The organism is Rhodanobacter glycinis (assembly GCF_006438785.1).
Taxonomy (GTDB): Bacteria; Pseudomonadota; Gammaproteobacteria; order Xanthomonadales; family Rhodanobacteraceae; genus Rhodanobacter; species Rhodanobacter glycinis_A.
In genome coordinates this window covers 81,831-103,260 of the sequence record NZ_RCZB01000007.1, presented here as the reverse complement: position 1 = coordinate 103,260, position 21,430 = coordinate 81,831, and the positions used below count along the sequence as shown (strand labels likewise).

Genomic DNA, 21,430 nt, shown 5'->3' with positions numbered 1-21,430 from the left:
TGGCACAGGCGAGGCTAGTGGGCGGGCATGGCCGTCGGCTGGTCCGCACCGCTTCCATGGTGTTTGGCCCGCGCGCTCATTTCATCAAAACGGGCCTTGTCGATCTTGCTGACCGACTCGACCGCACATGGCGGCTGGTTGTGCGAGCGCACGGTCTCGCCGGTCTCGCCACAAATGCGGCCCTGATTGACGGCGGCGTTTGACGGATTGGGCCGGAAGATCAGGCCGGCTGGCGCCATGCCCAGCCGCGGACACGCGCTCTGCAAAGTCACCAGATAACGTTTCGGGCCGGTACGCACGATGGCGGTGCGCGCATCCACGATGTGCCACTCGTTGATCTGGGTGGTGTCGATGCAATCGGCTGCCGGCAGCGGCGATCGTGCTGCCGCGGTTTCGGACGCCTGCACGGTGCCGGCACTGGCGCCCATGGCGAGGACGAGCAGCAGGGTGGTGGCGATGATTTTCATGGGCGTTACCTCGGTCTGGTCGGGCTGAACGCGTACCGTGACTGATCACGGGGGAGTGCATGCCGACCGGTACCGGCGCAGGCATGGGGCAGGGCGATGCAAAGTATCTGCCATCTTCTTATCACAAGAAGTGAACGGTTGGCACGGCATGCTGATGGACATGCTTTTGAACGATAGACACCCCACGACGCTCCGGCCCGCAGCCGTGCCGCTGGCCCTGCCGGAGCACCGGCGATGACGGCCGCCCGGCAGTCGTCAACAGCGGCCATGACGACGACACGATTCCGACATGTGCGGCAACGCACGCTGGAGCTGTGCGCCGGCCTGAGCGCCGAGGATATGCTGCTGCAATCGATGCCCGACGCCAGCCCCGCCAAGTGGCACCTGGCGCACACCAGCTGGTTCTTCGAGCAGTTCGTGCTGGGCCGTGATCCAGCCTTTCGGCCACGCGATCCGGCCTGGAACTACCTGTTCAACTCCTACTACCAGTCGGTCGGGCCGATGCATGCGCGTCCGCAACGTGGTCTGCTGTCGCGACCTTCATTGGATGAAGTGCGCGACTATCGGCACTACATCGACGACGCGGTGAGCAACCTGCTGAGCCGCCATGATGACCCGGAGCTGGCAGCCCTGGTCGAGCTGGGCTTGCAGCACGAGCAACAGCACCAGGAACTGCTGTTGACCGACATCAAGCACGCGTTCTGGTCCAACCCGCTGCAGCCGGCGTATCGCACGCCCATCGCACCGACGGTCGCGAACACGGTGCCGCTGCGCTTCGTCGATGGCAACGAGGGCATTGTCGAGGTCGGTCATCGTGGCGAGGGCTTCGCGTTCGACAACGAAACCCCACGCCACCGCAGCCTGCTGCACCCGCATGCACTGGCCAACCGGCTGGTGACCAATGCCGAGTACCGGGCGTTCGTGCGCGAAGGTGGCTACCGCGAGCCGGGTCTGTGGCTGTCCGACGGCTGGGCCACCGTGCAACGCGAAGGCTGGCAGCACCCGCTTTACTGGCAGGACGACCTGGCCAGCGAGTTCACCCTCGCCGGCGTGCGCGCGCTCGATCCGCACGAACCGGCCTGTCATCTGAGCTACTACGAGGCCGAGGCTTTTGCCCGCTGGGCCGGCGCACGGCTGCCCACCGAGGCGGAATGGGAATCGGCGGCACAGGGCGTCGCCATCGACGGCAACCTGCAGGATGAGCAACGCTTCCAGCCGCGCGCGGCAAGCGCTGGCGAAGGCCTGCTGCAGCTCTATGGCGATGTATGGGAATGGACGGCCTCGCCGTACGTCAGCTATCCGGGCTTCCGCCCGCTGCCCGGTTCGCTGGGCGAATACAATGGCAAATTCATGTGCGGTCAGTGGGTATTGCGCGGCGGTTCCTGTGTCACTCCTCGGGAACATCTGCGCGCCAGTTACCGCAATTTCTTTCCACCCCATGCCCGCTGGCAGTTTGCCGGGCTGCGACTGGGACAGGACCGATGAGCAGTGTGCAACCCTGTGGCGTCAGCGACGACGACCGTCGCCCGCCGGTGAACGATTTGCTGGAGGTTGCCCAGCGCGGCCTCGGCGCGAAACCCAAACGGCTGCCGTCGTGGCTGTTTTACGACGAGCGCGGCTCCGCGCTGTTCGACGAGATCTGCGAGCAGCCGGAGTACTACCTTACGCGTTGCGAAATCGCGTTGATGACCGAGCACGCGCAGGACATCGCCGACACCCTCGGCAGCGAAGTGCGGCTGGTCGAGTACGGCAGCGGCAATGCACGCAAGACCCGCATGCTGCTGCAGCACCTGCATGCGCCGGTTGCCTACGTGCCGGTGGAAATCTCGCCCGAGCCGCTGCGGCAGAGTGTCGAACGTCTGGCCACCGAGTTTCCACAGCTGCCGCTGCAGCCGTTGTGTGCGGATTTCAGCAAGCCGCTGCGGCTGCCGATTCCACCGCGTGCACCGCGTCGCACGGTGGTGTATTTCCCCGGCTCCACCATCGGCAATTTCGAGAGCCGTGAGGCAGCCGTGCTGCTGCGCAAGATGCGCAACGAAATGGGTGACGCCGGCGGTATCCTGATCGGGGTGGATCTGAAGAAAGATTCCGCGGTGATCGAGGCGGCCTACAACGATCGCGCCGGCGTCACTGCCAGGTTCACACTCAACATGCTGACCCGGTTGAATCGCGAGATCGGCAGCAATTTCGAGCTGTCGGCGTTCGCGCATCGGGCGCACTACAACCCGATGGCCGGGCGCATCGAGACGCACATCGTCAGCCGCCGCGAGCAACAGGTCAAAGTGGGCCGCGTGAGCGTGCCGTTCCGTGCGGACGAGGCGATCCAGGTTGAATACAGTTGCAAGTATTCGCTGGAGGATTTCGCTGCACTGGCGGCCCGTGCCGGGCTGGCAGTGCTGCGTGTGTGGACCGACCCGGAGCAGATGTTCAGCGTGCAATATCTGGTGCGCGCCAGCACGGTGGCGCGCTGAGTCGTTTCGTACGCCGGCTCGGATTGCCGGTCGGCGCGCATGGCATGCGCGCCCGACTGACATCGATCACTTCGTGCCGTACAGCGCCTTGACGTCGCTGGTCAAAGCGGACTGGCTGCCCGCTCGCGCATAGAACATGTGACCGCCGGGATAGCTCTTCACCTGCACGCGGGCCGGGTCGCCCATCGCCGGCATCTGGTCGACGATCAGCACCGAGGCCATGAACGGGCAGGACAGGTCGTCCCACCCATGCGCGATCAGCACGCGCAGACCCGGGTCGTTCGCCACCGCTTCGCGCAACTGCGCCACCGAGCCCTTGTTCGCGTCGTCGTCCTCATGCCACAGCTTGTTCACCTCGTAGCTCAGTGCGTTGTAACGGCCCTCGAATTTCCAGCCCACGGTCCGGGTGACGAAGTTGACCATTGCGCTGGTGGTCGGCGCGATGATGCCGTTGAGGATTGGATCGCCAGTTTGCTGATGCGGTGCATACGGGAACGGATCCCATGCGGTGACGTTGGAGTCGTAGCGGCTGCCAAGCCGACCTTCGGCGCGATACACCTCGCGCAGATAGGCCTGGGTTTCCAGCCTGCCGCCGGAGCGTTTCACGAACAGTGGATCGAGCCCGGTCAGTTCGGTTACTTTCCTGACCACGCGATCGGTGGCCTGCGGATCGGAGCGGCCGCGCATCAGGTCGCTGGCATATTCGCCGCGGGTGTACTCGACGACCCCGGCCATCGCCTCGGGCGTCAGCTTGTGCTCGCGCTCCAGGTGTGCGGCGGCAATCGAGGGCAGGGTGAGCATCCACGGCAGCGGCGACACGTTCTCGTCATCGGATGCCGCCGGGTCGAGATAGGGCGACAACAACACCACGCCGTTCATCGCCACGCCGAGCTGGGTCTGCAGGTAGTCGGTGATGCGCGGGCCGCGGAAACCGCCGTAGCTTTCGCCGACCAGATATTTGCGCGAAGTCATGCGGCCATTTTTGACCAGCCAGTCGTAGACGATGCGCGAGAGATACTTGATGTCGGTATCGGTGCTGTAGAACTGCTTGGTGGCTTCCTTGTCTTCCACCAGCGCGCGGCTGTAGCCGGTGCCCACCGGATCGATGAACACCAGGTCGGTGAAGCCCAGCCAGGTGCCGGGATTGTCGTGCAGCATCGCCGGATCGGAGGGGTTGTCGCCCTCGACGCCGAAGTTCACCTTCTTCGGGCCGATCGCACCGAAGTTCAGATACACCGACGACGCGCCCGGCCCGCCATTGAGTGCGAACGTCACCGGCCGGTCCTTGCCGGCCATGGTGTAGGCGGTGAAGACCACCTCGCCGGTGATGACGCCCTTCGCGTCGCGCACCGGCAGCGAACCGACGGTAACGGTGTACTTGAGTGTCTTGCCGTTCGCCGTGGTGGATTGCGTGACGTGCGCATCCGCCGGAAACGGCGGCAGGTGGAACCCGTTGCTGCCAGCATCGTCTGCCGCTGCCGCTGCCGGCTTGTGGGCGTCGGCGGCGAGCGTCGGCGCCGGGTTGAATCCGGTCAGCACGAATGCTGCCAGCAGGGCAGATTGCAGGGACTTGCGCACGGGCCGTTTCCTCGCGACGAAAGCGCCAAGCCTACCTGTCTGCACGGCGGCGGGAGTGTGCGTAAAGGCATGGGTGGCGGGCATCCGTACCCGCCATCCGGATGCGCCGCCTGCAATCAGCGCGCGATCGTCAACCCGGCTTGCGGCCGGGCGAGCGCCGGCGCGACACGCGCCATCCACTGTTCGAAGGCCAGCACGAAACGCTGTAGCGATAGCCCGGTGGCCTGGTCGACCAGCGCGGCATTTTCGTCGAAGCGGCCGGCGGCGTTGGCGATGAACAGGGTCGGCGTCGGCATCACCAGTGCGCCGCAGGTGTGCAGCACCTGCCGCAGCGATGCCTGCGCCAGGCGCGTGCCCCACGGACCTGCGCTGGCACCGAGCACAGCCACCGGCTTTTCCAGCAGCACCTCGCCCTCGGGAGATTCGCGCGAAAGCCAGTCCAGCGCATTCTTCAGCACGCCCGGCATGGCGTGGTTGTACTCAGGTGTGGCGATGATCAGGCCATCGGCGGCGGCGATCGCGGCGCGCAATGAGCGCACGCCGGCGGGGCCATCGGGTTCGCGTAGTTCCAGATCCTCGTCGAACATCGGCACGGCATCCAGCCCGTCCCATACGTCCAGACGCAGCGTTGCGGGAGCATGTGCCGCGGCCATGCGCAGCAGCCGCCGGTTCCACGAGTCGCGGCGCAGGCTGCCGGCCAGGCACACCACATGGCGGACGGGAGGTATGTTGTGAATGATCATGTTTGTCTCCGGGGTGTCTAGATCGAGGGCAGGGCAATCAGGGTTCAATCAGCAGCAGGCCCGCACAGACGACCAGCAGGACGCCCATCACGATGTCGACGCCGCGGCGAACCACAGGTCGGACCAGCCAGCGTGCGAGCCATGCACCCAGCGAGGCCCACAGCAACAGGCACAGGGTTGGAATCAGCACGAACAATCCGGCCAGCGGCAGGTAGTCACGCAGGGTCGTTGCGGGCAGCGTCGCCAGCACGGTCAGTACCATCACCCAGCTTTTCGGGTTGAGGAACTGGAAGCCGATCAGGCCCAGCGTGCCAGCAGGCAAAGCCAGTTCCGTCGCGGCAGCGCCGGAGTATCGTGGCGCCAGGCCGCCAGCGCACAGCGACACGCCAAGCCAGGCCAGATATAGCGAACCGATGACCCCGATCCACAGTTTCAGTGATGGATGTGCCGCGAATGCCGCGCCCGCACCGAGCGCCGTCAGCGCGAGCAACAGCAGGCCGCCGAGCACGATGCCGGTGATGGCCGGCACCGCGGCGCGAATGCCCGCATGCCCCGCGGCACGCAGCACCACCAGGTTGTTCGGGCCGGGCGTGATCGCGGCAGCGCAGAGCAGGCCAGCCAGGGCGGTCAGGCGATCCATCGTGGTGTCTCCTTCGGCAATGGTCGAATGATGAGCATGATCCGACGGCCGGCTGGTCGATGTTGCGGTTTTTATGGTCTAGAATTCCGACCATGAACGAGCTGCCTTTGAATGCACTGCGCGCCTTTGCCATGGTTTATGCCCACGGCGGCGTCCGTGCTGCCGCGCGTGAGCTGGGCATGGCGCACTCCTCGGTGAGCCGGCATCTGGGCGAGCTGGATCGCTGGCTCGGCGTGCCGCTGCTGCGTACTTCGGCCGGGCGAGGGGCGCTTGTCTTCACGCCGCAGGGTGATGCGCTGGGCCCCGCCACGCTGGCCGGCTTGCGCACGATCGAACAGGCGGTGGCGGCGTTGCGCGAGACCCGCCCTGCACACGCGGTGACCTTGTCGACCTCGCCATCGTTTGCGATCCGCTGGCTGTTGTCGCGGCTGCCGGCGCTGGAAAAGGCACACCCGAAGATCGAGCTGTCGGTGCAGGTGGAGCAGCGGCTGGATGCGCTGGACGATGGCCGCATCGATCTGGCCATCCGCATGGGCGAGGGGCCCTGGCCGCAACTGCATGCCGAGCCGCTGATGGACGACGCGCTGTATCCGGTGATGAGCCCGGCCTTGTGGCAGGCGTCCGGACGTCCATCGAAGCCGGAGCAGCTGGCGGGCCTGCGCCTGCTGCACGACCGCGACCCGCAGGCGTCGTGGGAGTTGTGGCGGCAGGCGCATGGACCGGCGAAGCTGGCGCTGCAGGGTGGCGCGCGCTACACCTCGTCCGATCTGGTGCTGCGTGCGGCGATGCAGGGGCAGGGCGTGGCGCTGGCACGCCATCGGCTGGCGGCGGACGACGTGGCAAATGGCAGCCTGCTGCGCCCGTTTGGCGAACTCAGCGTGCCATTGGGGCCGTCCTACTGGGTCGTGCGGCCATCGACGAAGCCGCGCCCGGCGGTAGCCGCCGTGATCGACTGGCTGCGCTGGCAGGCGGCGGGTAGCGGCGCCGCCGGCAACGTGGTGCGCAAAGGCTGAGCCCGTGGATCAGCCGCGCGCCAGCGCGCCTTCGACGAACTGCTGCAATTGCGCCGCGTTGAGTGCGCCGGATTGTCGGGCAATCTCGCGCCCCTGCTTCAGCATGATCAGCGTGGGAATGCTGCGGATGTTGAAACGCTGGGCCAGTTGCGGCTGCGCTTCGGTGTCGAGCTTGGCCAGCCGCACGCGTGGTTCGAACTTGCCGGCAGCCTGCACGAACACCGGCGCGAAGCCGACGCACGGCCCGCACCATGGCGCCCAGAAGTCCACCAGTACCGGCAGGTCGCCGCGACCGGCGATCGCGTCGAAATTCGCGGTGGTCAGATCCACCGGATGGCCAGTGAACAACGCCTGCTTGCAGCGACCGCAGTTGGGTTGCTCGCCGGCACGTTCTGCCGGCACGCGGTTGAGTGCACCGCAGTGCGGGCAGGGGATGGCCAATGGGGTATTCATGGCAGACTCCGACAAGGGATGCGCGCACGGCGCCATGGCCGACAAGATGGCGACGGCGGCGCACAAACCCAAGTGAACACAGGTATCCGCCAGTGAGCATGCAGAGTCGTTCAGCCGGATTCCGCTCGCGCAAGCTGTCGCGCGGCCTGCTGGCGCTGGGCATGCTATGGACGTTGCCGAGCAGCGTGCCCGGCGTGCTGGCGGGATTGCTGGGTCTCGCATTCGGCGCGCGCATGCGCTGGCAGGCGGCCGAGCTGGCGCTGGTGGTACGGCGCTGGCCGTGGGGTAGTGGCGGCGCGTTGACCCTGGGCAACGTGATCCTGCACACCGGCGAACGGCTGGACACGCCGTGCCTTACCTACGCACATCGCGCTGGGCGCTGCATCGAGCCGACTGTATCGCTGGCCGATCACGAACGCGCCCATGTGTACCAGTACATGCTGCTGGGTCCGCTGTTCCTTCCGCTGTATCTGCTTTGCGGCGGGATCAGCGTGCGCAATCGGTTCGAGCGTGCGGCAGACCGTTATGCACTCCATGGCTACGGCTGGTGGCCATGGAGTGCATGAGCTGGCTCAGCGCAGCGGTGCGCTGCGCGCATACCGGCGCAAGTGATAGACCCGATGCACATGCGCGGCGCCGATCCATCCACCGAGCGCTGCGGCGAGCAGCGACAGCAGCAAGCTGACAAACAGCACCCACATCGCCATGGCGCTGTAGCGGGCTGCGCTATCGGCAGCGGTCTTGAGGTTTGCCCTGGCCTGGTTTGCCTGTGCGGAGAGGCTTTGCACGGTGCTATCGATGTCGGCTTGTGACATGCCGGTGTTGGCGCCAAGCAGGGCCTTGGCGTTGTCGGGATGATCTGCCAGCAGGGCCGCCGTGACCGCGTCCGCCGTGCGTGGATCAAGCCGTGGGGGCGCGGCGTGCATCTCCACGCTGCTGCTTGGCGCGGTGATGTCCGCCGGTGCTGCGCTGGTGCGGCCGGTCTGCCTGACCTGTTGCATCAGCTGCGCCTGCAACAACGTACCGGCGTCGTCACCCATGCCGCCGTCGCCGGGGTGTGCCATGACGCGGCCGTGCATGCCACCGGCCGCACCGGTGACCAGGTTGGCACCGCTGCCGATCGCGCCACCGATGCCTAGCGCCAGCAGCAGGCCGGATGCGGCGATCGAAAGCCCCCATACGGTGACGCCGTGCATCGCGCCGATGGTCTGATCGTCCCTGCCATCGAACCAGCTGGCAAACATGCCGCCGATCAACAACGAAACCACCCAGGTCAGCACAAGCCATGCGCATGTGCCCATGCCGATGCTCTTGGCGGTGGCCTCGGCGTGGTGCGGGTCGAACGCGGAAAACCCCATCGCCAGGCCGGCGACGTACATCATGAAAGCGATGCCCACGGCAACCAGCCAGCCGGCAATGATCGCGCCCCAATGCATGGTCGGATGCACCACATCCACGATCGCGCTGCTTTCGATGTCTACCTGCGCCATGTCTTTCTCCGTCTGTACGTAATCGTCTCGACAACGGTCGATGAAGAGTCGCTACGCATGCTTATCAGGTGCAGCCGCGCAACAGGAACAGCACGATCAGCACGGGGATCGGTACGCCGAGCAACCACAAGAAGATCCAGCCGATGCCACCCTTCTGCTTTTGCCGGTCCAGTTGCCGGCGGTAGGCTTCCATCACGGTTTTCATGTCAACTCCCGTCTTTGATAGGGGACCGGATGCCGTGGGCAGAGGGCCTCGGCAAGCGGACGCATGAGAGGCTGCTATGCCACGCGTGGATGAGGTGTGACGCGCGCGTTGCAGGCTCTACACATAGCCGCGCCAGCGCTCATCGACGATCCACCGGTCGCTCGCGCGCTCGCGGCAGCGGCGTTTGTGCCACTGCCGGTTGGCTGTCCCTATCTGTTGCGCGGTACGTACGGCAGCGCGACCTGGCTGTGCGATCAATGACCGTGCTGATTGTCCTTCGGGTCACGCGCTTTCGTCTTGCCCTTGTCCGGTTTGCCCGATGGAGCGTGGCCGGTGGCCGGTTCAGGACGATGGGCCGATGGCCGGCTGCCGGCCGGCGGCGCGGCAACGTTCCGCGTGGGCCGGGATGGGCTGGGTACCGCGTGTCCGGCGGGTGGCGATACCCGTTGATGACGGGATTCGTCGGCTCGACCCGGCTGGGCAGCTGCTGGCCTGGGCCGATTGACCGGCGTCGGGCGAAGACCGGGCGCTGGCGTGATCGGCCCCGGCATCGGCCGATGCGATATTGGCGGATGCGGCTGGTTGACCGGTGGCCGGCCAGGACCGGACGAACCACGTGATGGCGGCCGGTACGGATGGCGCGGCGGCGGTGGCGGCGGCCGGCGCACGACGGAGCGCTGGTACCAGCGGGTACGCTCGCGATAGAACGGCCGGCTGCGATAGTAGTTGTCCCAGTAAGTGCCGATCACGAACGTGACGATCGGAATGCCGATCTGCGCGCCGTAGGCGGGCAGCAGCACCGGCCGATCCTGGTACTCGTATTCGACGTAGTTGCCGGCGACCCAGCCGCGGTTGCCGTAGACGATCACGTCGCACCATTCCCAGCCGTCGGTGCAGCCTTGCACGCTCACCTCGGTGCCGGCCGGAATCAGCGCGATCAGTGGGTAGTCCGGCGCCGGCCCGGCGCGCAGGTTGACGTTGCCGGTGACGTAGCCGTCGGCGGCATATGCCAGCGCAGGGATGGCCAGCGATAGTGAGGCCAGTGACAGCGAGGCGAGTGCGGACCGGATCAGACGTTTCATGCGGGCGATCTCCAGCGGGCGATTCGGAACGACGATGACCGTCTGGTTATGCGCGCGCGAACGTGATGATGCCGTTGTGGCGGCACGCTGTCCGCGCGTAACGCTTCAGCCGGTGTGGCGCGGCACAAACCGCAGCGCCACCGAATTCATGCAGTAGCGCAACCCGGTCGGTGCCGGCCCGTCGTTGAAGACGTGGCCGAGATGGCTGTCGCAGCCGGCGCAGCTGATCGCGATGCGCTCCATGCCGAACATGTGGTCCCGGTGTTCGATCACGTTGCGCTTGGCGATCGGCTGCCAGAAGCTGGGCCAGCCGGTGCCGGAATCGAACTCGGTGGCTGCGTCGTAGAGCGCGGTGGCGCAGGCCATGCAGCGGAACAGGCCGGCGATGGCGGGTTTCTCGTGGTCGCCGCTGAATGCTCGCTCGGTGCCGTCGCGGCGCATGATCTCGTACGACGCCGGCGACAGCCGTTGCCGCCATTGCGCCTCGGTCAGCACCAGTTTCGGCACCTGACGTGTGCCGAGATCGCGGCCATCGTCGCCGAAGATCTGCAGCAACACGTTGCCGGGCTTGCCGACCGGCGTGTTTTCGGCAGCGAACAGCCGTGGAATAACCAGCCCAGCACCGGCGACGAGCATGGCCCCGCCAGCGAGGCTCGCGCGCAGGAAGCGGCGGCGATCCATCGCGAGGGTTTCATCAAGACGTGACATGGGAGCCTCCGTGGTTACGTTTCTGTGGGAGCGACTTCAGTCGCGATCGCTTTTCGAATCGCGCAGGAGCATCGCGACTGAAGTCGCTCCCACGAGAGCAAGAGCGGTCAGCCGAACGTGAACGCGTAGGCCTGCACGCCCGGATCGAGGAAAGTGATCTGGAACAGCCGCTCGCCACTGCCGTTGGCCTGGCGCACCAGCTGGTACAGGCGCTGCGCCGTGATCGTGCCGTTGCCGTCGACATCGGTATCCATGCCGTGATCGGCACCGGGCGGCTTGCCATCGATGGTCACGCGGAAGCGGATCGGCTTGCCGTTGCTGGCGGGGCCAAGCACCAGGTGCAGGTCACGGCCACGGAAGCGGTAAACGATGCTGCCGCCGGCCTGCGCCAGTTGCGCGTTCTCGGCGTGCACGCTCCAGCGGCCATCGAGCGACCACTGATCGGCGCCGAGCGCATTCGGCGCGTGGTAATCCCATGCGTCGTCATGTGCCACCTTGCCGCCGAGGAAATTCTGCGCGCGGGCATAGCCGACGTAGGTTTCGGGCGAGCGGGTGGGATCGTTCGACGCGGCGGCTTCGACGCCATGATGGTTGTCGCTGACGTAGCCGCCCGGCAGGTTCTTCTGGCCCGCCGCGGTCAGCAGCTGGCGGATCACGTCTTCGCTTTCCTGATAGTCGCCTTCGCCGAAGTGGTGATTGCGAATCCGGCCCTGCGCGTCGATGAAGTAGTGCGCCGGCCAGTATTGGTTGTTGAAGCCTTTCCAGATCGCGTAGTCGTTGTCCAGCGCCACCGGATAATTCACGCCCAGGTCCCTGACCGCCTTGGCGACGTTGGCCGGGTCCTTCTCGAACGCGAACTCCGGCGCGTGCACGCCGATCACCACCAGGCCATGATCCCTGTACTTGTCGGCCCAGCCGCGCACATACGGTAGCGAGCGGATGCAGTTGATGCAGGAGTACGTCCAGAAATCGACCAGCACCACCTTGCCGCGCAGCGATTCGCTGGTCAGCGGCGGGCTGTTGAGCCATTGCGTGGCGCCGGCCAGCGATGGCATCACGCCTTCCATCGGTAGCGGCGCACCGGCCTTCAGCACCGGTTGCGGCGCCGGTGGCGGGCGCACTGCGTTGATCAAACGCTGCTCGATCCCGCCGGTACTGGCCAGCGAGACGCGGGTGAGCAGGCCGGTATCCAGCCCCAGCGCGATTGCCGCCACGCCGCACAGCACCAGCACGCCGAGCGCACGGCGCACCCATTCCCCGGCACCGAGCGAGCGCTTCATCAGTGCAAACACCTTGCCGCCGATCAGCAGCGCTAGCCCCAGCGAGGTGGCGGCGCCGCCAGCGTAGGTGAGCAGCAGCAGGGTCGTCTGCACGCTGGCACCGTTCAGGGCCGCGCCGGTCAGCAGCAGGCCCAGGATCGGCCCGGCGCACGGCGCCCACAACAAACCGGTGGCCACGCCCAGCCCGGCCGCGGACCAGATGGAGTCGCCATCGCCGGCCGAACGCTGCGACAGCCGGTTGCCCAGCGCCACGAACGGGCGGGTGATCCACTCGGCCAGATGGGTCGACAGCAGGGTCAGCCCGAGGAAGGCCAGCACCACCAGCGCCACGATGCGTCCGTACTGGTTGGCATGCACCGCCCAGCCGCCTCCCAGCGCAGCCAGCGTGGCCACCCCGGCAAACGTGATGGCCATGCCCAGCAGCATCGGCAGGCCGTTGCGCATGAACGGCTTGTCCGAGCGGGCAAACACGAACGGCAGCACCGGCAGGATGCAGGGACTGAGGATGGTCAGTACACCGCCGAGGTAGGCGAGGATCAACACGAGCATGGGAGCGGCATCCGTGGGAGGTTGTCTGTCTATTCGCCGTCACGCGGATGACGGTTACCTGCGTTGTACGAAGTAACGTTGGCGTGGGATGCAGCGAAAGACCTGACAGATGCCCCGTTGTGGATCGCGCATGTTGCAAACCTTGACCGCCACAGGCTTCATGGGTCTAGATAGTGGACTTTCCCGTGGGATGAGTCGCGTCCGGACCGTGCCAGTCGAACCCGCCGCCGCCAGCATCAGCGAAACGCCCGACCAGCGTCGGGCGGCGTGGATGGCTGCCGCGCAGGCGGGCGACCGGCGCGCCTACGAGAAGCTGCTGGCCGACTCGGTGGCGCTGATCCGTGCGGCGGCGCGGCGGCAGGGTGTGGCGCAGGATCACATCGACGACGTGGTGCAGGAAACCCTGATCACCGTGCATCGCGTGCGGCACACCTACGATCCGACCCGTTCGTACGATGCGTGGCTCACCGCGATCGCCAACCGCCGTGCGATCGACGCGCTGCGCAGCCGCGGTCGTCGCGACAGTCGCGAGCTGCACGATGATTTTGCAGTGGACAGTCACCCCGACCAGCACGATGCCAGCGCCGCCACCGAAAGCGGGCAACGGGCGCAACGGCTGCGCGAGGCGATCGCCGAATTGCCACCGGGTCAGCGCGAGGCGGTGGAACAACTGGGCCTCAAGGAGCATTCGCTGAGCGAGGCGGCCGAGCTCACCGGACGCAACGCCGGCGCACTGAAAGTGAACCTGCACCGCGCGCTGAAGGCGCTACGTGAACGTTTCCATGGAGAACCCTGAGATCATGTCCGACCCGCGACTCCATGAGGCATTGATCGACCGCCTTGGCACCGAACTGGTGCCGGTGCGGCGTCTGCTGCCGCCATGGCTGCGCACCGCTGGTTGGATGCTGGTGGTGGCGGTCATCGCCGCCGTGCTGCTGATGCATTACGGCGCGGATCCGATGCTGCGGCGTTGGGCCGGTACGCCGGATCTCGGCTGGGCGGGCATGGGTGCGGTGATCACCGCGGTCACCGCGGCGTGGGCCGCGTTTGCCTTGGGCGTGCCGGGACGGCGCCCAGCTTGGGCATGGCTGCCGTTGCCGGGTGCCTTGCTGTGGATCGGTGCCAGCGGTCTCGGCTGCCTGCGCGAATGGGTCGCGCCGGGCACCCAGGTCGCCAGCATGCATCAGTCAGCCGATTGCCTGGTCTTCATCATCAGCTTCTCGATCCCGCTGTCCGCACTGCTGATCGTGCTGCTGCGTCGCGCTTGCCCATTGCGGCCGGTGCTTACCGCGGTGTTGATCGGCCTGGCCAGCGCGGCGGCCTCGGCCAGCCTGCTGGAAATTTGCCACTCGTTCGATTCCGCCGCGACCGATCTGCTGACGCACGCGCTGGCGGTGGCCGCGGTGGTGGCGGTCAACGCGGCGATGGGCGGCCGGCTGCTTTCGAAAGCCTGACCGCGGAGGCTCCCTCAGTCGCGGAAATTGTCGAACTGCAGCGGCAGCTCGACCTCCGATTTGCGCAGCACGGCCATCGCGTCCTGCAGATCGTCGCGCTTCTTGCCGGAGACGCGCAGCTTGTCGCCGTTGATCTGCGCCTCGACCTTGAGCTTGGCAGCCTTCAGTTCGGCCACCAGTTTCTTGGCGATCGGTTGCTCGATGCCCTGCTTGACGGTGATCTTCTGCCGCGAGCCGCCCAGGTTGGTTTCCGGATCGCCGACGTCCAGCGCGCGGATGTCGATCTTCCGCGCCACCAGCCGGCCGCGCAGGATGTCCAGCATCTGCTGCAGCTGGAACTCGCTGGGTGCGCTCTGGGTGATCACGAACTCGTCCAGCGCGTACGACGCGTCCTGGCCCTTGAAGTCGAAGCGGGTCGACAGCTCGCGGTTGGCCTGGTCGACCGCATTGGTCAGCTCGTGCTTGTCGACTTCGGAGATCACGTCAAAGGAAGGCATGGCGGCAACTCGTGGAGAACGGTGAGCCAGTGTAAGCGATGCCGCGCCGCGCGGCTGGTGGATAATGCGCCGCTGCAATGCAAACCGGTGAAGGCGATGGCGGAATGAAACTGGATGTGCTGATCATCGGCGCCGGCGCCGCCGGGCTGATGTGCGCGATCGCCGCCGGCCAGCGCGGCCGCAGCGTGCTGGTGGTCGATCACGCCAACAAGGTCGGCAAGAAAATCCTGATGTCCGGCGGTGGTCGCTGCAATTTCACCAATACCGGCGCGACACCCGCCAATTACCTTTCGGCGAATCCGCATTTCGCCAAGTCTGCACTGGCACGCTACACGCCGTGGGATTTCATCGCGCTGGTGGAGAAGCACCGCATCGCGTATCACGAGAAGGAGCTCGGTCAGCTGTTCTGCGACGATTCCTCCAAGCAGATCGTGCGCATGCTGCTGGACGAGTGCGCCGCGGCCGGCGTCACGGTGGAGGCGAGCTGTGGCGTGCAGAGGGTGCGCAAGACGCCGGAAGGCTTCAGCGTGACCACCACGCGCGGCGAGGTGCATGCACAATCGCTGGTGATCGCCAGCGGCGGCCTGTCGATTCCCAGCATGGGCGCCAGCGGCTTCGGTTATGAACTGGCGCGTCAGTTCGGCCATGCCGTGCTGCCCACACGAGCCGGTCTGGTGCCGCTGACCCTGAGCGGCAAGCATCAGGAGCATTACCAGGATCTGGCCGGCGTGGCCTTGCCGGCCGTGGAAACGCGCGTCGGCAAGCAGTCGTTTCGCGCCGGCTTGCTGTTCACCCATCGCGGCCTCAGCGGCCCGGCGATCCTGCAGATTTCATCGTATTGGCAGCCGGGAGACGACCTGCGCATCGACCTGCTGCCTGATCAGGACGCTGGAGCCTGGCTGGTCGAACAGCGCGCGGCACGACCGGCGGCGGAGCTGAAGACCGTGCTCGGCGATGCGCTGCCGAAGCGGCTGGCACAGCGCCTGTGCGAGCAATGGTTCCTCGCTCCTCAAGACAGCGGCCATCCCTGGCCGCTCCCCGCGTACGAGAGCTGGCCGATGCGCCAGTATCGCGACGCCGAGCTGGTGCAGGTCGGCGGTCAGCTCAACGCCTGGCCGATCACCGCCAGTGGCACCGAAGGTTACCGCACCGCCGAGGTCACCCTTGGCGGCGTCGATACCGACGGCCTTTCCTCCAGCACCCTGCAGTCGAAGCTGGTGCCCGGGCTGTACTTCATCGGCGAAGTGGTCGACGTCACTGGCTGGCTCGGCGGCTACAACTTCCAGTGGGCGTGGGCGTCGGGGCAGGCGGCTGGTGCGGTGGTGTGAGGGTGCCCTTCGAGTGTGCCGCTGCGCGGCTACGCTCAGGGCGACCGGCGTATTGGAACCGTTCGTGTCCGGATCAGGTCAGGGGCGGGTTCCGAGCGCAGCCTGCGCTCTTTGCGGGCGAAGTCGAAGGCCACCACTTATGTTCGACGCACAGAAGATTTCGCGCGGATTGAATACCCCGCGTGCTTCACTATGTGCCGGATCAACATGAGGAAATCTGCATGAAAGTCGGATTCATCGGTCTCGGCGCGATGGGCAGCGCGATGGCCAGCAACCTGCTGGCAGCAGGTCATGCGCTCACGGTGTGGAATCGTACCGAGGCGGCTGCCGAACCGTTGGCGTCGCTGGGTGCCAAGGTAGCGCGCACCGCCGATCGCGCGGCGCAGGGCGAGGTGCTGTGCAGCATGCTGGCGAACGACCAGGCGGTGCGCGAGGTGTTTCTCGACGGCGGCCTGCTCGATGCGATGGATCGCGGCACCGTGCACGTGAATCACTCCACCATCTCGGTGGCGCTGGCGCAGCAGCTGGCCGAGGAACACGAGAAACGCGGGCTGGAGTACATTGCGGCGCCGGTGTTTGGCCGTCCGGACATGGCTGCTGCGGCGAAGTTGAATATCCTCGTGGCCGGCAAACCCTCCGCGATCGAACGCGTGCAGCCACTGCTGGAAGCGATGGGTAGCAGATTGTGGCCGCTGGGCGAGGCACCCGAACGCGCGAACGTGGCGAAGATCGCGGGCAACTTCATGCTGGCAGCGGCCATCGAGAGCATGGCCGAAGCCACCGCGCTGACCCGCGCGCACGGCGTCAGTGCAGCGGATTTTCTCGAGGTGATGACCAGCACCCTGTTTGCTGCGCCGGCCTACCAGGGCTACGGCAAGCTGATTGCCGAACAGCGCTTCAAGCCGGCCGGGTTTGCGCTGCCACTGGGATTGAAGGATGTCGAGCTGGCCTTGACCGCCGGCTCGGCGGCGCGCGTGCCGCTGCCGTTTGCAGGCGTGCTGCGCGACAGCCTGCTGGAAGCGCTGGCCGCCGGCGATGCCGAGATGGACTGGTCGGCGCTGGCGCTGGTCGCAGCGCGTCGCGCGCACCTGGACGAACGCGGGTAATCACGTCGCGAAGCTGGCATCCGCGGCGAGTGCTATGGCTTCCAGTCCAGCGTGCCGTCGACCACGGTGTGGCTGCGCCCGCCGACCCAGATCACCTTGCCGTCGATGTGCACGACCAGCCGTGCGTCGTGGCCGATCTCGCGCCCCTGGCTGACCTGATAGCCGCGGACCAGTGCGCCGCGCGGTTCGGCATGAGCGATATACGCGGCAATCAGCCCGTTGGCGGCACCGGAGGCGGGATCCTCGACAATGCCCACGCCGGCCGGGAACGCACGCACGACGAGTTGATAGTCGGGATGACTGCTGCGCGCGAACACGCACAGCCCCATGCTGTCGCTGGCCTGCGCGAGTGCGCCGATCGCCGCGTGGTCGGGTTGCCACCTGCGCAAGTTCGCCTCATCCGCCACTTCGGCCAGCCACCAGCGCCGCCCGCCATCGATCAGCGCCGGCGGCAGCGAGCCCGATTCGATGCCGGTCAGCGTCGCGGCCAGCAGCGGATGCGCGTCATCGCCGGTGGCCACTATGCGTTCGCCGGGTGACTGCAGCAACAATTCGCGGGTGACGCCGCTGCCTTCCACGCGAATCGGCAGTACGCCGGCGCCACACTCCTGCCATAGCAGGCCATCGTGCGGTTCGGCCAGGCCACATTCCAGTACCGCGTGCGCGCTGCCGATGCTGGGGTGGCCGGCGAACGGGATCTCCTTGTGCGGGGTGAAGATGCGCACGCGATAGCTGGCCTTCGGATCGGTCGGCGGCAGCAGGAAGGTGGTCTCCACCAGCGCGGTCCAGCGCGCGAAGCGCTGCATCGCGGCGGTGCTCCAGCCATCAGCGCCGATCACCACGCCAAGATGATTGCCACCGCCAAGCGTGGCGGCAAAGACGTCCAAGTGCAGGTAACGGAGCAAAGCCATGGATATGTCCATCAGGCGGAAAACGGCCGGATAAAGCGGCGAATCATAGCCGTGCAGCGGTGTTCTGGGCAGTGATCTTCCGGAATATCGGCGCAGGGGCGAGGCATAAGCGATTGCCAGGCGGTTTGCAGTACGCGCGCGAAGTCGACAAGCACGAGCCGGCGCGCCAAGATGCCAAGCTTTGTGCACCTGCCACGGAACCGTTCATGCCGATCACCCTCATCATCATCGCCATCACCTGCATCGTCTCGTTCATGGCATTCAAGAACAGCCGATTGATGAACGACCTGATCCTGTGGCCGCCAGCGATCGCCCGGCAGCGCGAATACCACCGGCTGGTGACCTATGGTTTGGTACACGCGGATTTCAGCCACCTGCTGTTCAACATGTTCACGCTGTATTTCTTCGGCCGGGCGATGGAGCCGTTCTTCAGCAATTCGCTGGGCACGTTCGGCTTCGCCTTGTTCTATATCGGCGGTCTGGTGATCTCGATCCTGCCGACTTACCTGAAGAATCGCGCCAACCCGAACTACCGCAGCCTTGGCGCCTCGGGCGCGGTATCGGCGGTGCTGTTTGCTTTCATTCTGCTGGCGCCATGGCAGCAGATCGTCGTGCTGGTGATACCGATGCCGGCGATCGTCTATGCGTTGCTGTACACCGGCTACTCGATCTACATGGATCGGCGCGGGCAGGGCAACGTCAACCACAGCGCGCACCTGTGGGGTGCCGCGTACGGCGTGATCTTCACCTTGCTGGTAAACCATCGGGTGCTTCCACATTTTCTCGATGCGCTGATGCATCCCAGCTTTCGCTGAGTTGCCGTTCGGTAACCGGCACCGTCGTCTCGGCGCGTCGAGGATGAATGCTTGCTGCAGTGTCTGATGCCCGCGACGCCGCAGGCGTGCATACTGGCCCTGTCCCATCGACCACCGCAGGAGAACGAACGCATGGCTATGACCCGCAAGTCGGCTGCGAAGAAGTCCGCGGCAAAGAAAGCACCCGTCAGGAAAGCGCCTGCGAAAAAAGCAGCAGCGCGTGGCGCAACCAAGGCGGCACCCCGCAAGGCGGCAGTGAAGAAGGTCGCCGTCCGCAAGTCGTCGGCCAGTAAACCGGCGGCGCGCAAACCGGCGCTGAAGCGGCCAGCGGCGAAAAAGGTTGCTGCGAAGAAGAAAGTGACAGCAAAGAAAGCCACCACCAGAAAGCCGGCGACGAAGAAAGCTGTCGCCAAGAAAGTTGTCACCAGAAAGATCGTTGCAAGGAAAGTCGTTGCGAAGAAAGCCGTCGCGAAGAAAGTTGCCACAAAGGAAGTTGTCGCGAAGAAGGCTGCGCCACGAAAGCCCGCAGCCATCCGCAAGGTCGCCAGCAAGCCCGCTGCACCCGTGGCGCCGAAGAAGCCATTGCCGACATCTGCCGCCAACGGCAAGGCGGCGTCAAAGGCGGTTTCCGGCGCGAACAAACCCGCCGTACGCAAGCGTGCCCCCCTGGAAGCACCGATCCACCACATCAGTCAGGAAGATGCGGTGGCGAAGATTCAGGCGTTGCTTGAAGCCAAGCAGGAGCGCGTACGGCAGGGGCCGAGCTGGCCTGACGCCAATCCGCCCCATCCGAGCTCGAATGGCGCCGAGATGCACTCGACGATGTCGGCCGAAGGGGCTGGCGAGGGTGGCGATGGCCGTGTGCTGGCGCCCCAGCGCGGCGAACAGGCCAAGCGCAAGGACTGAGGTGCTTCCGCCGCGGTGCCTTGCAGCACCCCGCACATGGCTGGCAGGTAAACGCCAGCCAGCCATGCGCTGGAAACTCATGACGCGTTCAAGCATCGAGTCCTAGCGTGGCGCCGTCACCCTGTGGAGACGGATCATGAAACGCCTGTTGGCCAGTCTTGCCCTGATCGCTGCTGCTTCAGCACTTTCGGGTTGTTATTACGATCCGGGCTATAGCTATGTGCGTGGCTCCGGCTACAGCGGTGATGCCTATTATGGCCAGGGTGGCAATGCCTACTATGCGGCGCCGAACTACTACGATGGTTATTACGGCAGCGGCTATTACGGCAGCGGTTACTACGGCTACTCACCGGGCGTGAGTGTGGGCATCAGCAGTGGCTGGTACGGCGGCTCGCGTTATCACCATGACGACTATCGCGGGCACCGCGATTACCGCAGCCATGCCGGCCAGTGGCAGGGGCACGGCGATGGTGATGGCCGAAGCCATGGCGGCAACGGCTCTCAAGGCCATTCGAGTCACGGACAGGGGCAGCAATCCGGTGACCATGGACGTGGCGGCAACAACAGTTCTCGCGGTGGTGGTCGCGGTCGAGGCGGCGACAGGGATCACCGTGATTGACGCTTGAGGCACAATCGGCTGCATGTCCCGGCTCCGGTTCGTGTCATCACGCATCTGCATTCCCAGGCTCATCGTCATCGCGGCGGTGGGCCTTTTGCTGTGCGCCTGCAGCAGCCTGCGCTATTACGCGCAAGCTGCGCACGGGCAGGGCAAGCTGATCGCCCACCGACGCGCGGTGAGCGAGCTGCTGCGCGACCCGGCGACCGATCCGGCGCTCGCCGCGCGCCTGCGGCAAGCGCAGCAGGCGCGTCGGTTCGCCTCGCAACGGCTGGGGTTGCCGGACAATCGCAGTTACACCGGTTACGTCGACCTGCATCGGTCGTACGTGGTGTGGAACGTGTTTGCCACGCCGCGCTACTCGGTGAACGCGGTGCCACAATGTTTTCCGGTGACCGGCTGCGTCGCCTATCGCGGCTGGTTCAGCGAGGCTGAGGCGAGGGCCGATGCGGCGCGGATGCAGGCGCGCGGCGACGATGTGTGGATCGGTGGCGTGCCGGCATATTCCACCCTCGGCTGGTTTGCCGATCCGATCCTCTCAAGCATGCTGCGCTGGGACAACGACGAGCTGGATAGCACGATCTTCCACGAGCTGGCGCATCAACTGATTTACGTGAAGGGCGATACGGCGTTCAACGAATCCTTCGCCACCTTCGTGCAGAACGAGGGCCTGCGCGAGTGGCGTCGGTCGCGCGGGTTGCCGCCGCAGGACGGCCGTAGACAGGCGATGGATGACGGCTTCACCCGGCTGGTGCTGGATTTGCGCGCACGCCTGCGGACCCTGTACGCCAGCGGCGTGGATGAGGCCGCGATGGAAGCTGGCAAGCAGCAAGAGATCGCGGCGTTCCGCCTCCGCTACGCGCAGTGGCGCGCACGTGACTGGCCTGGCGACCACCGTTACGACGCATGGGTGGCGACGCCGATCAACAACGCACGATTGTTGCCGTTCGGCCTGTACGACCAGTGGGTGCCGGCCTTCGCCATGCTGTTCGAGCGCGCCGGGCGCGACTGGCCGGCATTTCATGCACGTGTGCGTGAACTGGCGCGCGAGCCGAAGCAGCAGCGCGAACGATCGCTGCAGGCTTGGTTGAAGAATCACCCCTGACAGGGTGCAGCGC

Annotated in this window: 24 protein-coding genes; 12 read left to right on the top strand and 12 right to left on the bottom strand. The window is 66.0% G+C overall.

Features of this window, described 5'->3' with window-relative positions:
- Positions 1-14: 14 nt before the first annotated feature.
- Positions 15-467 (bottom strand): DUF6491 family protein, encoded by a 453-nt coding sequence (locus tag EAH75_RS18490; protein WP_140654499.1) that lies wholly within the window; start codon positions 465-467, stop codon positions 15-17.
- A gap of 267 nt (positions 468-734) precedes the next feature.
- Between EAH75_RS18490 and egtB the strand changes: the two genes are divergently transcribed.
- Together egtB and egtD are read left to right on the top strand one after the other, a co-directional pair.
- Positions 735-1,952, top strand: coding sequence for an ergothioneine biosynthesis protein EgtB (gene egtB / locus EAH75_RS18485; protein ID WP_140654497.1), 1,218 nt, complete (start codon positions 735-737; stop codon positions 1,950-1,952).
- The gene (gene egtD, locus EAH75_RS18480; protein ID WP_140654495.1) at positions 1,949-2,938 is read left to right on the top strand and encodes an L-histidine N(alpha)-methyltransferase; all 990 of its coding nucleotides are present in this window, start codon (positions 1,949-1,951) and stop codon (positions 2,936-2,938) included. The genes egtB and egtD overlap by 4 nt, the downstream gene beginning before the upstream one ends.
- Before the next feature lie 66 nt (positions 2,939-3,004).
- Here egtD and EAH75_RS18475 read toward each other — a convergent pair whose 3' ends face one another.
- The 3 genes from EAH75_RS18475 to EAH75_RS18465 form a co-directional block, all read right to left on the bottom strand.
- Positions 3,005-4,516 (bottom strand): S10 family peptidase, encoded by a 1,512-nt coding sequence (locus EAH75_RS18475; RefSeq protein ID WP_140806473.1) that lies wholly within the window; start codon positions 4,514-4,516, stop codon positions 3,005-3,007.
- Positions 4,517-4,632: 116 nt separating this feature from the next.
- Positions 4,633-5,259 (bottom strand): NADPH-dependent FMN reductase, encoded by a 627-nt coding sequence (locus EAH75_RS18470; RefSeq protein ID WP_140654490.1) that lies wholly within the window; start codon positions 5,257-5,259, stop codon positions 4,633-4,635.
- Positions 5,260-5,296: 37 nt separating this feature from the next.
- On the bottom strand, positions 5,297-5,899 hold the full coding sequence (locus EAH75_RS18465; RefSeq protein ID WP_140654488.1) for a LysE family translocator: 603 nt from the start codon (positions 5,897-5,899) through the stop codon (positions 5,297-5,299).
- Between the two features lie 92 nt (positions 5,900-5,991).
- On the opposite strand from EAH75_RS18465, the gene EAH75_RS18460 reads away from it, so the two are divergent.
- Entirely contained in the window at positions 5,992-6,912 is a 921-nt protein-coding gene (locus EAH75_RS18460; RefSeq protein WP_140654486.1) for a LysR substrate-binding domain-containing protein, read from the top strand.
- Between the two features lie 9 nt (positions 6,913-6,921).
- Here EAH75_RS18460 and trxC read toward each other — a convergent pair whose 3' ends face one another.
- Positions 6,922-7,365, bottom strand: a complete 444-nt coding sequence (gene trxC, locus EAH75_RS18455; protein WP_140654484.1) for a thioredoxin TrxC — start codon at positions 7,363-7,365, stop codon at positions 6,922-6,924.
- Positions 7,366-7,463: 98 nt separating this feature from the next.
- Here trxC and EAH75_RS18450 point away from each other — a divergent pair, with 98 nt between their 5' ends.
- Complete coding sequence (locus EAH75_RS18450; protein ID WP_140654482.1) at positions 7,464-7,931, top strand: hypothetical protein; 468 nt, start codon at positions 7,464-7,466, stop codon at positions 7,929-7,931.
- Positions 7,932-7,937: 6 nt separating this feature from the next.
- On the opposite strand, the gene EAH75_RS18445 is transcribed toward EAH75_RS18450, so the two are convergent.
- The 5 genes from EAH75_RS18445 to EAH75_RS18430 all read right to left on the bottom strand — a co-directional run bounded on the left by EAH75_RS18445 (position 7,938) and on the right by EAH75_RS18430 (position 12,679).
- Positions 7,938-8,855, bottom strand: a complete 918-nt coding sequence (locus EAH75_RS18445) for a hypothetical protein (RefSeq protein WP_140654480.1) — start codon at positions 8,853-8,855, stop codon at positions 7,938-7,940.
- Positions 8,856-8,919: 64 nt separating this feature from the next.
- Positions 8,920-9,060, bottom strand: coding sequence for a hypothetical protein (locus EAH75_RS19750; RefSeq protein ID WP_170212249.1), 141 nt, complete (start codon positions 9,058-9,060; stop codon positions 8,920-8,922).
- A gap of 254 nt (positions 9,061-9,314) precedes the next feature.
- Positions 9,315-10,142, bottom strand: a complete 828-nt coding sequence (locus EAH75_RS18440) for an SH3 domain-containing protein (protein WP_140654478.1) — start codon at positions 10,140-10,142, stop codon at positions 9,315-9,317.
- 105 nt (positions 10,143-10,247) lie between these two features.
- On the bottom strand, positions 10,248-10,850 hold the full coding sequence (msrB, locus tag EAH75_RS18435; protein WP_140654476.1) for a peptide-methionine (R)-S-oxide reductase MsrB: 603 nt from the start codon (positions 10,848-10,850) through the stop codon (positions 10,248-10,250).
- A 107-nt stretch (positions 10,851-10,957) separates the two neighbouring features.
- Entirely contained in the window at positions 10,958-12,679 is a 1,722-nt protein-coding gene (locus EAH75_RS18430; protein WP_140654474.1) for a cytochrome c biogenesis protein DipZ, read from the bottom strand.
- 190 nt (positions 12,680-12,869) lie between these two features.
- Here EAH75_RS18430 and EAH75_RS18425 point away from each other — a divergent pair, with 190 nt between their 5' ends.
- Together EAH75_RS18425 and EAH75_RS18420 are read left to right on the top strand one after the other, a co-directional pair.
- Entirely contained in the window at positions 12,870-13,475 is a 606-nt protein-coding gene (locus EAH75_RS18425; RefSeq protein WP_170212248.1) for an RNA polymerase sigma factor, read from the top strand.
- A 4-nt stretch (positions 13,476-13,479) separates the two neighbouring features.
- Positions 13,480-14,133: an NrsF family protein gene (locus tag EAH75_RS18420; protein WP_140654469.1), complete on the top strand. Its 654-nt coding sequence runs from the start codon at positions 13,480-13,482 to the stop codon at positions 14,131-14,133.
- 14 nt (positions 14,134-14,147) lie between these two features.
- Here the strand turns inward: EAH75_RS18420 and EAH75_RS18415 are convergent, their stop codons facing one another.
- Positions 14,148-14,630, bottom strand: coding sequence for a YajQ family cyclic di-GMP-binding protein (locus tag EAH75_RS18415; RefSeq protein WP_140654467.1), 483 nt, complete (start codon positions 14,628-14,630; stop codon positions 14,148-14,150).
- Positions 14,631-14,734: 104 nt separating this feature from the next.
- Between EAH75_RS18415 and EAH75_RS18410 the strand changes: the two genes are divergently transcribed.
- Positions 14,735-15,958, top strand: a complete 1,224-nt coding sequence (locus EAH75_RS18410; protein ID WP_140654464.1) for an NAD(P)/FAD-dependent oxidoreductase — start codon at positions 14,735-14,737, stop codon at positions 15,956-15,958.
- A gap of 221 nt (positions 15,959-16,179) precedes the next feature.
- Positions 16,180-17,064, top strand: a complete 885-nt coding sequence (locus tag EAH75_RS18405; protein WP_140654462.1) for an NAD(P)-dependent oxidoreductase — start codon at positions 16,180-16,182, stop codon at positions 17,062-17,064.
- 32 nt (positions 17,065-17,096) lie between these two features.
- Here EAH75_RS18405 and EAH75_RS18400 read toward each other — a convergent pair whose 3' ends face one another.
- Positions 17,097-17,975, bottom strand: coding sequence for a PhzF family phenazine biosynthesis protein (locus EAH75_RS18400; protein ID WP_140654459.1), 879 nt, complete (start codon positions 17,973-17,975; stop codon positions 17,097-17,099).
- 206 nt (positions 17,976-18,181) lie between these two features.
- Between EAH75_RS18400 and EAH75_RS18395 the strand changes: the two genes are divergently transcribed.
- The 4 genes from EAH75_RS18395 (at position 18,182) to EAH75_RS18380 (ending at position 21,417) form a co-directional block, all read left to right on the top strand.
- Positions 18,182-18,790 carry a rhomboid family intramembrane serine protease gene (locus EAH75_RS18395; protein WP_140654457.1) on the top strand — a complete coding sequence of 203 codons (609 nt, stop codon included), beginning with the start codon at positions 18,182-18,184 and terminating at the stop codon, positions 18,788-18,790.
- Positions 18,791-18,856: 66 nt separating this feature from the next.
- Complete coding sequence (locus EAH75_RS18390) at positions 18,857-19,696, top strand: histone H1-like repetitive region-containing protein (protein WP_241668992.1); 840 nt, start codon at positions 18,857-18,859, stop codon at positions 19,694-19,696.
- A 136-nt stretch (positions 19,697-19,832) separates the two neighbouring features.
- Positions 19,833-20,315, top strand: a complete 483-nt coding sequence (locus EAH75_RS18385) for a hypothetical protein (RefSeq protein WP_140654455.1) — start codon at positions 19,833-19,835, stop codon at positions 20,313-20,315.
- A gap of 85 nt (positions 20,316-20,400) precedes the next feature.
- Positions 20,401-21,417, top strand: coding sequence for an aminopeptidase (locus tag EAH75_RS18380; RefSeq protein ID WP_140806513.1), 1,017 nt, complete (start codon positions 20,401-20,403; stop codon positions 21,415-21,417).
- Positions 21,418-21,430: the final 13 nt, after the last annotated feature.